This is a genomic window from Enterobacter cloacae complex sp. OE43NF (assembly GCF_023544405.1).
Taxonomy (GTDB): domain Bacteria; phylum Pseudomonadota; class Gammaproteobacteria; order Enterobacterales; family Enterobacteriaceae; genus Enterobacter; species Enterobacter cloacae.
Map to the genome: position 1 here is coordinate 1 of NZ_JAMJFW010000069.1, position 14,133 is coordinate 14,133.

The following is a 14,133-nucleotide window of genomic DNA, read 5'->3' on the forward strand; positions in this document are numbered from 1 at the left end:
ATTACATACTCCTGTCAGGTGTGGTCACCGCGCGACGTATGCGCGGCTTGAATGTATAGCAAATGTTAACCTATGTCCGTTTGAAAAAAAACGAAAATCAATTTAACGAATGTCGGAAATAGGTAACCAGTTGCTGTTTCATAACATATGCTGCGCTCCGATAAATACTTATTCTCTGTTATTCACTTTCCAATTAATTGAAATAAATATTGACCATACTGTGTTTTCTCCATAATCCTGGCCTCAGTCAGGACCTGCTCCGCAGTCAGCCATTTATTGCGCAAAGCTATTTCTTCTAAGCAAGCAACTTTATATCCTTGACGCTTTTCGATAGTATGAACAAATTGAGAAGCTTCAATAAGGCTATCATGTGTTCCCGTATCCAACCAAGCGAACCCCCTTCCCAAGAGTTCTACATTAAGCATATCCCGCTCAAGATACATTTTATTTATTGAAGTGATTTCAAGCTCACCACGAGGAGATGGTTTAACTTGCTTTGCAAAATCCACCACCTGATTATCATAGAAATAGAGTCCAGTTATGGCCCAATTAGATTTTGGTGTTTGTGGCTTCTCTTCGACAGAGAGCACCTTAAATGATTCGTCAAATTCTACAATGCCAAATCGTTCAGGATCCATAACCTGATAGCCAAAAACTGTAGCTCCTCTTTTTCTGGAAGCCACCTGTTCCAGTTTGCGACCGAAACTTTGACCGAAGAAAATATTATCCCCTAAAACCAGGGCACATTCATCACCAGCGATGAACTCTTCACCAATAATAAAAGCCTGCGCCAACCCATCAGGACTTGGTTGAATAGCATATTGAAGGTTAATTCCAAACCGGGATCCGTCTCCTAGCAGGCGTTTATACGATGATAAGTCCTCGGGAGTAGAAATAAGAAGTATATCTTTTATCCCTGCCAGCATTAATACTGAAATAGGGTAATATACCATTGGCTTATCATAAATAGGTAGGAGCTGTTTTGATACCCCTCGAGTAATCGGATAAAGTCGGGTACCAGAACCTCCCGCTAATATAATTCCTTTCATTGCTTACCTTCTCTATATAATCTTCAAATATTATCGCATTAACTTTTAAGTAAATTTTAAAAATGCAGTGCAATAAACATTCAGTTTAAATAAGCTTGACATTAGAAATATCTCCAGCTTATTTACTTGTATTAAATGTCACATTTAATCTAATTTTTTTAGGTATGTCGCTGGAGTGCCGCCTACTAATTCCTTTTCACCGACATCTTTTAGAACTACAGAATTTGCTGCAACTATAGCTCCATTGTTAATAACAATAGGTCCCAAAATAACAGATCCAGTGGCCAATATAACATCGTTGCCAATAACAGGACGAAGTTCCTTGTTATATTTCATATCAAGTGTTTTTGCACCAATAGTGACATTTTGATATATAGTGCAGTTTTCACCTATACGCGCCGCACCGATAACTATGCCAAAGGTATGTGGTATGAAAAGTCCACCTTTAATCTCACATTCAGTTGCGATCTCAATGTTAAAAATGAGGACGTTTAAAAGTGAACAACATTTTGATATTCTTCTGAATCCTTTTTCTTTTAAAGAATAGGATGTCCTATATATTACATTGGGAATCAAACGAGGGCTAAAAATTCTAAAATAGTCTTTAAATTTAAAAGCAGATTCATTCCCAATCAATTCTTTATATCTTTGAATATCTTGTTGTATATTTTTCATTTTTTATTCCTGCGTATCCTGCTAAAAACACCAGATATAGCCAAAACATAGGGAAAAGGAAGGTTAGTTTAAGGCAGGGGAGCAGGCATAATAACATCAATCTAAGTGAGAATCGTGAATATTTTAGGAACAATACCAGCCATGATACACTAAGGATACTGCCTAACCAAAAGCCAAAAACGATGAAATTACTTCCGAATAACGTCATATCAAAAAGAGACTGAAAATAGTCTGGTGCATTGTCATAATACCCAACCATACCGTGGCCAATATTAAAAACAAGAGGGCTATCAAAGAATGATTTCATCAACTCAAGTTTATATGATGTGCTACCATCACTACCAGATGAAATATAAGACATACGCCACATAATGTTTTGATATATTATCGGAGAAACCAGTACTAACGATATTAACCCGGTTGCGATCCACTTTAGTGTCAATCTACAGGTAAGAATAAAAAATAACATAACGCAGATAACAGAGAAAGTCGAACCGGATAACACCATACACATTAATGCTATATAACTTAGTAATGAGTTATTATTAGCTACAATATACCTCATCACTAATAATGTGACCATATGTATAGAGAAAATACTCGGTTCGGCAAATACTCCTGTTGCTCTGTAATCGAAACCGTCATAACTGCTACGGTGTGGAGGACCTAACAAGAACTTCCCATAATCGATATCCACATTAATGATTTTGAAAGCTAAATACTGCAACAGGAAAGTAAAAATGTGAAACTTGATGCAAAAATCGATCACCTTAAGCCAGTCACAGCTTTTAATTCTTTTTACACAATAGCTATAGATTGATGGTACTGTCAATGCATAAAAGCAGCATACCAAAGTAAAAATAAATATTTTATCCACTACGCCAAAGAATACATGAAAAATAAGCGATGTGAACGATACCAGAATAAATATCAACCCTTGCGATGAAACCTTACATTTACCCTGTATAAACACCAGAAAAAAAACGCAAAACTGAATAATAAAAAAAACCGGACTAAAAATGAAAAGAGTACCAAAAAGAAAATATATATTAGCCATTTCTTTCCCTTTTTGAATAACCCTCTATATAATACATAGCCAAGACTAACTTGTAAAATATTGCTCTGATTTTAAATTTATTCCTATTGTCTAACTTATTAAGAACAACCCTTACAAATTTATTAAGTTTAATACTATTAGCGCAAGACAAAGCTACTCTAAGCACAGTTGACTTCATACTACCTTTCCGCTCAGCCTGGGGAAATAGCAATTTATCTACAATTTCAGGATGTTTCTTAACCAAAAGCGGTACTGAGTACCTTGCATAAGGAATCATTCTTTCACATGCCCTATCGAGGGTAGGGGTGTCGTTATCGTAGAGTAAAGCATCGCTACAAAAGAAAAACGGAACAGAGCTTAAACGAAGCCGCGCCCCAAATTCTTCATCCTCACAACCATAATGCCGGAATGATTCATCGAACCCTTTCTGTGCTTCAAACTCGGATTTGCTAATCAGGAAAGCATCGCTTGCAAAGTAGCGATACTCAATTTTAACAGTTCCTTTATATCTATTCCCCAAATATCGGGAGTCAAAGTAGTGTAGGTAATTGCTGTCGCGGGTTAAATCTTGCCGACATCTGACATTAGCCCTTGCTACAAAAGGCTTCTCGCAGGACAAAATCATTGAATGCAGGCTATCAAGACAACCTTGCTGGAGCAAATTGTCTATGTCGACAAAAAATAACCATTCATTGCTTGCTGATTTCGCAGCTCTATTTCGAGAAAAGGCGCGACCTTCATTTATTTCATTACGTAAGAACACTAACCGCCATTCGCGCTCATTAAATTTTTCAGAAAAGGCAATAGTTGTGTCTTCCAAATTCACCTCAGAACCGTCATCGATGATGATAAGTTCAATATTCTTTAGTATATTCTTTTGTCCATGAGTATTAGCGAGCAGAGCTGAGATGAAAGTTTCTACTTTTGATGAGCTACCGAGAACAGGGCTAATAATGCTAATCATTTGCACGTTCCATTAAATATTTTTTAGTTACAGTTAAATACCAATAGATTGAAACTAATATTGAAAAGAAAAGAGAAATATATAATGCAATAAAGATGCTTGGTATCGGCGCAGTAATAGCAGAGACTTTCAATGCGCTATAGATGCTCAGACATAATAAAAATACAAGACACCATTTAATGGTGTAATAGTAGTAACTCTTTGATGCAAGGTTAGCTGCGTTGATCAAATTATCGACAGCAAAAAATGGCAACAAAAAGACCAGAATATTATAATAATTTGCCGATGTGACATAGTCATGGCCGAAAACAAATGTAAAGATATATGGTGTAAATGGCTTTAACGAAAATGAGAATAACGAAAAAGCAGTAAACATTATTATGGATAAGACAATAAGATTTCTGTTGAAAATTTTCCACTTCTTGTTTTTGTATAAAAGGATGGGGGCCAAAACCTGTATCAATATTAAGGTTACTGAAGCTGTATTCTCATTAATCTGTGATGCAGCACTATATATACCATAATCAACTGGTGAAATGTTACCTTTCAGTAAGAATCTGTCAATTTTCATAAATAATGCATAGGCTACAACCCCTCCCCAGATGAAAAAACTGCGTTTTAACAGGAAGCCTATATCATTTAGTCTAACAAGACTTATTCTGGGGAACTTACAAATTGAACAACAGTACATGACTATCGCAACAAAAATGCCCTCCAGTACCCATGGCAATGCAAGGAACTTGATATCGAAATTTATCACTATAAATAAGTAATATAGTGTTAGTATCCTGATAATGCAGCCAAAGATCTGGATGATACCTGAGAGGTATAATTTCCCTTCAGATTGCCATTTTGCAAAGCCTACCATCAATGGCTCTCGTGCCAAGAGAGTAACGGACGAAAATAGCAAGTAATACCTTACAATCTCACTTTCAGCTGTAATTGCGAGGATTACACTGACAGTAGCGACTAATGATGATACAGATAATCTTGCAAAAAAAATTGTATTACAATAAATCAATTTCTTGCGTAATGAATAGCGCGATAACTGAGGGACAACTGATTCTGACCCGCACATCCAAGTTAGTGACATTAAAATATTTGAAAAAGTAAATGCATATTGCCAAATGCCAAACTGCTCAATTGGAAGCGCTTTTGAGATAAGATGGTTAGCATAAATAGCACTAATAATCTGTACAAATCGCTCAAACAACAGGACAAGCAATCCCGCAATAATTGATTTATTCACGAACACCTTCCGGTGAGATTATTTTTTTCACCCATTGCTGTAAAGAATATTGTTCTCTATTTTTGTAATTAACATTCGGTGCGTTAATAAAATTCTCAGGTACTATGACCTGATGTCTTTTTACTACGCAGATCATATTAGGGTCATAAAAATTGTACTTTTTTATGTCTTCATTCGTGGTAATAATTTTTTTATTTAACCCGATGCATTCTATTGTTCGCATTGTCAGACCGCGCTGCCTTGGATGATGAATATCGATGATAATTTCAGAGCACTTCATCATTTCAACAACTTCAGATTGTGATAATGGTTCAAATTCTACGTCTGTATTTATTTTTTTTCCGCTTAATAAATTCTTCAGTTTAAAAATAATTTCATTCTGAAAATAAAAGAATGTATAAGCATTAATGTCTTTAATATTTCTTACTTCAGCAGTAATGCAATTGACCAAATCAACGCGATCTGAATGAGCTGTACCGATAAAACAAAGATCGTATTTTAGCGAATGCTCATGCTTATTGTCAAAACGCGGCGAATAAAACAGCGGAAGAAATGTTACTCCCCATTTTTCAGCATCATCACGTTCAAAGGTGAAAACCGAATCAAACTGATTTATTATTCTTTTAACTTTGGGTTTGTTATTGACCGAATCCCACAAATACATAATGAATTTACAGTGTTCATTTTTTACTTTAACGGTTTTTTTTATGGCCTGTAAAATTTCATGATCAATTGCTTCAGGATTTAAAATAAATACATTATCGATTTTTTTGTTGACAATTTGCCGTAGTAATTTTTTATAATAACTTGAGTTATACTTTTTAATCAAAATACTACAACCTAACCTTAGCAATGATTTATAAATAGCATTATTGCTCGGCCGCTCATCCCAATAGATAACGTCATTAGTTAATTCTAATTCTTTGACTATTTCTTTTTCATAATTAAAAAACTTGGGAGAAATAAACAATACTGTATTTTTGTACCCCATTTTATCTTCCCTGAGATTTTTTGAATTCTTTTATCATATCCACTAAATCATTCAATACATTTTTATAATGATGTGGGACTATTGAGTTAGTTTTTTGCATCGTGATAACAGGAAATGTTTCGCATGTATCATTCTTGTGCCACTGTATATTACAACCTGTTTCAGATATTAAAATGTCAGCGATGGATTTTGCTGAAACATTATATCCAGATGCAATGTTATAAATATCTCCGGGTGAAGTTATAGATTCTGCTAGCTTATACATGACGGCAACCACATCATCTACCGATACATAATCCTTCTCGTAGTCAGAGCTAACATACATATCGACATGATTGTTATTGATTGCATTTTTTATTATTTGCGGAAGGAATAACGGGCTATTTAGTGCGAGTCCATAAACATTTGATGGTCGGACGACCACAACGTTCTTTTTACTTCTTAGACATAACTCTTCAGCAACCAATTTTGTCAAATTGAAAAGCTTGCGACCATCATTGTGACAAATTTTTAGATCTGAATTTTCTGCAGAATCTCTGGAGTTCAAATATACACGAGTGGAAGAAATGTAGACTAATTTCTGGAAATTAGCTTGTGTAAGTATTACTTTTAGCTTATTGACATTTGCATCCACAACATTATAGGCATCACTTTTGCAATCGCCATAGCCTGCGCAATAAAAGACGGTACCAAGGTCAATTTCTTTGTTATAAAGATAGTCTCTGTCAGGGCAGAAACATTCTTTATTCATTGATTCTAAAAATGTTACCATATGTGAACCAATGAAACCTGAACTACCAACGACTGTATACTTCATAATACTATAGCCTTTTGCTCTATGTATTAATAATGACAGGAAGCTAATTTAAACTGTTATGCTTATAAGCTAGCTTCTTTAAATTCTGAAAAACTAATTAACGCGTTGTCTTTAGATGACATAATTGGCATGTCTATCGGCCATTGTATATTCAGTTCTTTGTCATTCCAGATTATCCCCCCTTCATCGGTAGGATCATAGAAGTCTGTGCATTTGTAATGGAAATCCGCATACTCACTTAATACACAAAAACCATGTGCAAATCCAGGTGGGATATAGATTTGATTATTTTTATCCCCAGAAAGTATAACACCTACATGCTTTCCAAAAGACGAAGATCCAGGTCTTAAATCAACAGCCACATCAAAAACTTCTCCACTGATGACACTTACTAATTTACCTTGAGGATTATTTTTTTGAAAATGTAAACCTCGAAGCACATTTCTTGCTGAGCGTGATCGATTATCTTGTACAAATGCCTCAGTTATTCCTATGTCGTGATATTTCTTCTGATGCCATGCTTCCAAAAAGAAACCACGAGAGTCACCAAAGACTTTTGGCTCAATGATTACACAACCAGCAAGTGGAGTCTCAATTACCTTCATAATTATAAACCTTGTATTATATTTTTTAAATTTGCTAATTTTTGATACAATTTAGCTACCTTTATCAGTTACTAACGCATCTTGTAGTTCTGCTCAATCCAGGTTTGGTACGCCCCACTTTTGATATTTTCAACCCATGAGGTGTTTGCCAGATACCATTCAACCGTTTTGCGAATCCCACTTTCGAACGTCTCTTGCGGTTTCCAACCGAGCTCACGGCTGATTTTATCCGCATCGATCGCGTATCGACGGTCATGGCCTGGACGATCGGCAACATAGGTGATTTGTTCACGGTATGACACTGCTTTAGGTACGATCTCATCCAGCAGGTCGCAGATGGTATGTACAACATCGAGATTTTTCTTCTCGTTATGGCCACCGATGTTGTAGGTCTCACCAGGGATTCCTTTCGTCACCACGGTATATAACGCACGGGCATGGTCTTCAACATAGAGCCAGTCGCGAATCTGATCGCCTTTACCATAAATGGGTAACGATTTCCCTTCGAGAGCATTGAGAATAACCAAGGGAATCAACTTTTCAGGGAAATGGTATGGGCCATAGTTATTCGAACAGTTGGTCACCATTGTTGGAAGACCGTATGTACGCAGCCAGGCACGAACGAGATGGTCGCTGGAGGCTTTTGAAGCCGAATAAGGACTACTCGGCGCATAGGCGGTTTGTTCCGTGAAGAGAGGAAGAATACTCCCCTGCGCAACCTCATCCGGATGCGGTAAATCCCCATAAACTTCATCAGTAGAGATGTGATGGAAGCGGAATGTCGCCTTTCGCGCACTATCCAGTGAGGACCAGTATTGACGGGCTGTTTCTAAAAGAACATAAGTACCCACAATATTCGTTTCAATAAATGCAGCAGGGCCTGTAATAGAACGATCCACATGGCTCTCAGCAGCAAGATGCATGACGGCATCCGGTTGATGAGTTTCAAAAATACGCGCCATTACATTTGAATCACAAATATCAGCATGTTCAAATGAATAACGCTCGCTGTTCGCTATTTCAGTCAGTGACTCGAGGTTACCTGCGTACGTTAATTTATCGACATTAATGACGCTGTCTTGAGTATTATTTATTATATGACGAACGACAGCAGATCCAATAAAACCAGCGCCACCAGTAACGAGTATTTTCACTTTAATTAATCCGAATATTAGATAACACCAGCATTCAATATGCTGATTTAGGGTTCAACTAATAACAAAGTTTTAGACACGCTACCGCCCCTGGCTTTACAGCTACCCAGGGAAAATTCATGAACATGCCCGTATTTACAGGCTTCGTAGTGTAGCAGGTTTGAACCGCCCCGGGAATCCTGGAGACTAAACTTCCTGAGAAAGAGGTAAACAGGATGACTAAAAATACTCGTTTTTCCCCCGAAGTCCGTCAACGGGCAGTCCGTATGGTTCTGGAAAGTCAGGATGAATATGACTCACAGTGGGCGGCAATTTGTTCCATTGCCCCAAAGATTGGCTGTACGCCGGAGACTCTGCGTGTCTGGGTTCGCCAGCATGAGCGGGATACCGGGGGCGGTGATGGTGGGCTCACCAGCGCTGAACGTCAGCGTCTGAAAGAGCTGGAACGTGAAAATCGTGAACTGCGCCGCAGTAACGATATCCTTCGCCAGGCTTCCGCTTATTTTGCGAAGGCGGAGTTCGACCGCCTCTGGAAAAAATGATGCCACTGCTGGATAAGCTGCGTGAGCTGTACGGGGTCGGACCGGTATGCAGCGAACTGCATATTGCCCCGTCAACGTATTACCATTGTCAGCAACAGCGACATCATCCGGATAAACGCAGTGCCCGTGCGCAGCACGATGACTGGCTGAAGAGAGAGATACAGCGCGTATACGATGAAAATCATCAGGTGTACGGTGTGCGTAAAGTCTGGCGTCAGTTGTTACGGGAAGGAATCAGGGTGGCCAGATGTACAGTGGCGCGCCTCATGGCGGTTATGGGACTTGCCGGTGTTCTCCGGGGTAAAAAGGTCCGTACGACCATCAGCCGGAAAGCCGTTGCCGCAGGCGACCGCGTAAACCGTCAGTTCGTGGCAGAACGACCTGACCAGCTGTGGGTGGCTGATTTTACTTACGGTGTGCCCGGAGTTCAGGGCGGGCATGGATGCTTAAATGAACCGCGAGTCTGTCTGGAATATTGAACCGGTAACTCACGATGAGAAACCCAACAATCCCACCGGGTGTGACGGTGGAGAACCTGAGCGGCAGTGACCTGCGGCATGCCCGCAGGGTGATGTAACCCGCTGACAACGGGGATTGAGGCGAGATCACTAAGCCGAGATGATCCTCAAGGTTAAGTACTGAAAGGCTGAAGAACATGAACCCGTTAATCCGCCTCTGTGGGTTGAAAACGTCACCACGGCCTACGTGATCTGACAGGCCGTGCAGGAGGAACTGGCAGTGATACGTAAGCACTGCCGGTCGAAGGTGTTTTGACATGTATGCGAAACACCGGGGCAGCAGCGTCTATCACGCTTGCGATGCTGACTTCTGCCAACTTGCGGCAAGCAAGGATAAAGAGTGCGACGGGCAGCCTCCTCAGTATGCCTGAGTCCAGGCAGGTAAACCGGGGAAGGTCAGCGACGGATGTTAAGGGGGCATGGCTCCGATGACGCGCTGGCTGGCGGAGCTTCCGTAGTAGTCCGCGATGGGGAAAGCCCATTACATGGCGAAGGGAAGCAGTTTGAATGTGTTTGCGACGTGAATTAACTGACCTAACGAGGTGAAGACCTTTGATAATCAGCGAAATGCAACGCAAGCTTGCCACATGGGCAGCCACCGATCCGTCCCTACGGATTCAACGGCTGCTGCGTCTGATAACACAACCAGAATGGCTGGCTGAAGCGGCGCGGATCACGCTTTCATCAAAGGGGGCCCATACCCCCGGCGTTGATGGCGTGAACAAAACAATGCTACAGGCCAGACTGGCTGTTGAGCTGCAAATCCTCAGGGATGAATTACTCTCAGGCCACTACCAGCCCTTGCCCGCCAGACGGGTTTACATCCCTAAAAGCAACGGCAAACTGCGACCACTGGGTATCCCCGCGTTGCGGGATCGTATTGTTCAGCGGGCCATGCTGATGGCGATGGAGCCGATATGGGAGAGTGATTTTCATACGCTCTCATATGGCTTCCGGCCTGAGCGCAGTGTCCACCACGCGATCCGCACGGTGAAATTACAGCTCACAGACTGCGGTGAAACCCGGGGACGCTGGGTGATTGAAGGCGACCTGTCCAGTTACTTCGACACCGTACATCATCGACTGCTGATGAAGGCTGTACGCCGCAGGATCAGTGACGCACGTTTCATGACTCTGCTGTGGAAAACCATCAAGGCGGGACATATCGATGTCGGTCTCTTTCGGGCGGCCAGTGAAGGTGTGCCACAGGGCGGTGTTATATCGCCGCTATTATCGAACATCATGCTGAATGAGTTCGATCAATACCTGCATGAGCGCTACCTGAGCGGGAAAGCCAGAAAAGATCGGTGGTACTGGAATAACAGTATCCAACGGGGCCGAAGTACGGCGGTCAGAGAAAACTGGCAGTGGAAACCCGCGGTGGCGTACTGCCGCTATGCCGATGATTTTGTCCTCATCGTCAAAGGCACCAAAGCACAGGCGGAAGCCATCAGGGAGGAGTGTCGGGGTGTGCTCGAAGGCAGTCTGAAACTCAGGCTGAACATGGATAAGACTAAAATCACCCATGTTAATGACGGCTTTATCTTTCTGGGGCACAGGATCATTCGCAAACGCAGTCGTTATGGCGAGATGCGAGTGGTCTCAACGATCCCGCAGGAGAAAGCCAGAAACTTCGCCGCATCGCTGACAGCACTGTTATCAGGCAACTACAGTGAAAGCAAAGTCGATATGGCTGAACAACTCAACCGAAAACTGAAAGGCTGGGCCATGTTCTATCAGTTCGTTGATTTTAAGGCCAAAGTCTTCAGTTATATCGACCGTGTCGTGTTCTGGAAGCTGGCTCACTGGCTGGCCCGCAAATACCGTACAGGTATCGCTTCCCTGATGAGGTGGTGGTGTAAATCACCGAAACCGGGTCAGAGCAAAACGTGGGTTTTATTTGGTAAAACCAATCACGGCAAGCTCAGCGGCGAAATACTGTACCGGTTGGTGGGGCAAGGCAAGAAGCTGTTCCGCTGGCGGCTACCCGAAGGTAATCCCTATCTGAGGACGGAGACCAGAAACACGTATACATCGCGCTTTACAGAAGTGGCAATGGCGTTCGCCAGCATTTAAATGGAGAGCCGGATGCGCTGAAAGGTGCACGTCCGGTTCGGGGAGGAGAGGCAGGGAAATAGTCCGACTACGCCCTGCCTCTTACTCTACTCCGCACCTGGCAGGGCTGGCTGTACCTGGCAGTGGTTATCGATCTTTTTGCCCGTAATGTGGTGGGCTGGTCGATGAAGCCGACACTGTCGCGCGAGCTGGCACTGGATGCGCTGCTGATGGCGGTCTGGCGACGTAAACCTGAAGAAAACGTCATTGTGCACAGCGATCAGGGCAGTCAGTATGGCAGTGATGACTGGCAGCGGTTCTGCCGGGCCAATAATCTGGTACCGAGCATGAGCCGTCGCGGCAACTGCTGGGATAATGCAGTGGCAGAATCGTTCTTCAGTTCACTCAAAAAAGAGCGCATCAGGAAGCGGATATACAAAACCCGGGACATGGCCCGGGCGGATATTTTCGATTATATTGAAGTGTTCTACAACCGGGCCCGGCGCCACAGTCATCTCGGCGGCGTCAGCCCGGAGGCCTTCGAAAAGGCCTCGCAGTGAGGACAGAAACTGTCTACCGGAGCGTGGTCACTCCACATTTAAAGAAACGAGCTTTGGTAAACATACCTGTAATGACTCCATAAAATGGCGCGTCAAACGACACCTAATCAATTAACCCCAAGCGCCTTAAACACGGCATCGACGGGGTCTGCATAAAAGCTGATCTGGAATTTTGAGAACAACTCAGCAGGAACCGTTGGAATATCTGAGGCTGAGGCCATTGGGAGCAAAATACGCTTTGCGCCACTGTCCATAGCTAACTGAAGACTGCCTGCAAGATCTTGAACAGGATTGACGACACCACCTAAAGTCATCTCACCCAAAACAACCATCTGCTCTTGAATCGGTCGGTTCATCAGAATTGAACAGAACGCAATTAATGCAGCGAGCGATGACTTTGTACTTGGCCCCGTATTGTGGAGCTCAACAACATGGAGGTGATACTCATGATCAGAAAACTTCGCCGACGCACTGATTCTATTCAGGTTACCTTTGAAATAATCAAAGCCAACACGCACAGCTTCTTTCGCTGCGGTATTCGAACCAAGGCCAGACACTGAGTGTTTACCAGAACCAGCCATCATCTGGGTTTCATAGCGATATAACCCAAGCTGCCCAGTGCTTCCCTGAGTAACTAAGTGTACGACACCAGCGCGAGGTAAGCCCTCAGGAATTAGCTTGCTGCCACCTTGTTCCGGTACATTGACGAAGAACTCTTCTAATGACTCGTTATCGATGTAGCTAAAGTGCACATCAAAAAATTCCATTCCGCCAAGCTTTTTCAATTGCTCTTTGACCCTACGTCTAGTTTCCAGCGCATAGGTCAGGCAGGCTCTTACATCATCTTTTGTGTACTGTGCGTCGGGGTGTAGTAGCTTTAACAAGCCCGAAACCGTTCTGCGTACAGCAATGACATCACGCTGATTAAGGTTATTACCGAGTTTGAAGAACTTATCGATCGCATCCGCAAAACTTCGTTTGCGCATTTCACGCATGTATTCAGCAAGATAGTCTGTGATTAATCCGTAACTATTGGTGAAAAACTCAGGACGCATCTTCGGTATTTCCCATCCAGGAATATAGGAATGGAAACGGTCAAAAAAAGCAGTGTCAATCATGGCATCAGGAAAAGGTGCCAATAGATGACTGGTCTTCACCAGTGTCTCAACGCTTTGATTGATGTTACCGACGAATACCATGGAAGCCTTCGCTTCGATTGAATCACGACCACGGGCAAAAGACCCTGACGCCATATAATCTTTCATTATTTGGACGCCGTCTTTGTCTTTAAAGTTAATACCCGCTACTTCATCAAAGGCGACAACATCCCACATTCCGACCAACCCAACTTGGCGCGAGCTCATGTTATAGAACAAGTTCGCCACAGTTGTTTGTCCACCCGAGATAAGCAATGAGTTTGGTGAGCACTCTTTGTAAACATGGCTTTTACCTGTCCCTCTTGGTCCGAGCTCACAAACGTTGTAGTTGTTTTCAACGAATGGGATCATGCGAGTAATAAGATGCCACTTCACCCGATGCTCTAAATTGGTTGGCTCCATACCCACGGAACGAAGCAACACATCCATCCACTGATCGGTACTAAAATGTCTTCTGGTTGAAAACACCTCATCCATGTTCATGGACGGCATTTGTATCGGTTTTAAACTCATAATGGAGAAAGGTGATGTCTTCTGACCTTCCTCAAAGAAATACTGCACGGTAATAATGCACCAGATACCGCCAGTTAATAATTTTTCGTTGTCTTGTACTATTTTGGTCGGTACAAGGGCATCCTTGATACCCAGGTTCGACAACGCAGCTTCATAGACGTCTTTTTTCTGATTGAGCTTAACGCTTACTTTGTCGATGATTTTAAACGTGCCGCGTTCACGGATCT

11 protein-coding genes, 2 pseudogenes and 1 other annotated feature are annotated in these 14,133 nt (G+C 42.2%); of the genes and pseudogenes, 3 read left to right on the forward strand and 10 right to left on the reverse strand.

Annotated elements, in window-relative coordinates:
- Window positions 1-182: 182 nt before the first annotated feature.
- The 9 genes from rfbA to rfbB all read right to left on the reverse strand — a co-directional run bounded on the left by rfbA (window position 183) and on the right by rfbB (window position 8,561).
- A complete protein-coding gene (gene rfbA, locus M8370_RS21385) occupies window positions 183-1,049 on the reverse strand; it encodes a glucose-1-phosphate thymidylyltransferase RfbA (protein ID WP_000676098.1) in 867 nt (288 codons plus the stop codon).
- Window positions 1,050-1,193: 144 nt separating this feature from the next.
- A complete protein-coding gene (locus tag M8370_RS21390) occupies window positions 1,194-1,724 on the reverse strand; it encodes a serine O-acetyltransferase (protein ID WP_000790108.1) in 531 nt (176 codons plus the stop codon).
- Window positions 1,690-2,781: an O-antigen polymerase Wzy gene (gene wzy / locus M8370_RS21395; protein ID WP_001284322.1), complete on the reverse strand. Its 1,092-nt coding sequence runs from the start codon at window positions 2,779-2,781 to the stop codon at window positions 1,690-1,692. Before wzy ends, M8370_RS21390 begins: the two co-directional genes overlap by 35 nt.
- Window positions 2,774-3,745, reverse strand: coding sequence for a glycosyltransferase family 2 protein (locus tag M8370_RS21400; protein WP_000623490.1), 972 nt, complete (start codon window positions 3,743-3,745; stop codon window positions 2,774-2,776). Before M8370_RS21400 ends, wzy begins: the two co-directional genes overlap by 8 nt.
- On the reverse strand, window positions 3,738-5,000 hold the full coding sequence (gene wzx, locus M8370_RS21405; RefSeq protein ID WP_015953008.1) for a S88 variant O45 family O-antigen flippase: 1,263 nt from the start codon (window positions 4,998-5,000) through the stop codon (window positions 3,738-3,740). Before wzx ends, M8370_RS21400 begins: the two co-directional genes overlap by 8 nt.
- A complete protein-coding gene (locus M8370_RS21410; RefSeq protein WP_149289644.1) occupies window positions 4,987-5,985 on the reverse strand; it encodes a WaaS/CpsH family glycosyltransferase in 999 nt (332 codons plus the stop codon). The genes wzx and M8370_RS21410 overlap by 14 nt, the downstream gene beginning before the upstream one ends.
- Before the next feature lies 1 nt (window position 5,986).
- Window positions 5,987-6,802, reverse strand: coding sequence for an NAD-dependent epimerase/dehydratase family protein (locus tag M8370_RS21415; RefSeq protein ID WP_000878099.1), 816 nt, complete (start codon window positions 6,800-6,802; stop codon window positions 5,987-5,989).
- A gap of 62 nt (window positions 6,803-6,864) precedes the next feature.
- A complete protein-coding gene (gene rfbC, locus M8370_RS21420; protein ID WP_000864172.1) occupies window positions 6,865-7,407 on the reverse strand; it encodes a dTDP-4-dehydrorhamnose 3,5-epimerase in 543 nt (180 codons plus the stop codon).
- 71 nt (window positions 7,408-7,478) lie between these two features.
- Window positions 7,479-8,561 (reverse strand): dTDP-glucose 4,6-dehydratase, encoded by a 1,083-nt coding sequence (gene rfbB, locus M8370_RS21425; RefSeq protein ID WP_128302268.1) that lies wholly within the window; start codon window positions 8,559-8,561, stop codon window positions 7,479-7,481.
- A gap of 215 nt (window positions 8,562-8,776) precedes the next feature.
- Between rfbB and M8370_RS21430 the strand changes: the two are divergent.
- The 3 genes and pseudogenes from M8370_RS21430 to M8370_RS21440 all read left to right on the forward strand — a co-directional run.
- Window positions 8,777-9,516 (forward strand): annotated as a pseudogene (locus M8370_RS21430) (IS3 family transposase); the annotation flags it as partial.
- Window positions 9,058-9,174: a sequence feature (AL1L pseudoknot), on the forward strand. Its footprint overlaps the pseudogene before it by 117 nt.
- A 672-nt stretch (window positions 9,517-10,188) precedes the next feature.
- The gene (gene ltrA, locus M8370_RS21435) at window positions 10,189-11,697 is read left to right on the forward strand and encodes a group II intron reverse transcriptase/maturase (protein ID WP_001189111.1); all 1,509 of its coding nucleotides are present in this window, start codon (window positions 10,189-10,191) and stop codon (window positions 11,695-11,697) included.
- A gap of 80 nt (window positions 11,698-11,777) precedes the next feature.
- Window positions 11,778-12,236: pseudogene (locus M8370_RS21440) on the forward strand (IS3-like element ISEc15 family transposase); the annotation flags it as partial.
- A gap of 107 nt (window positions 12,237-12,343) precedes the next feature.
- Here M8370_RS21440 and brxL read toward each other — a convergent pair.
- The coding region (brxL, locus tag M8370_RS21445; RefSeq protein ID WP_250021695.1) for a protease Lon-related BREX system protein BrxL at window positions 12,344-14,133 on the reverse strand (1,790 nt) is incomplete at its 5' end.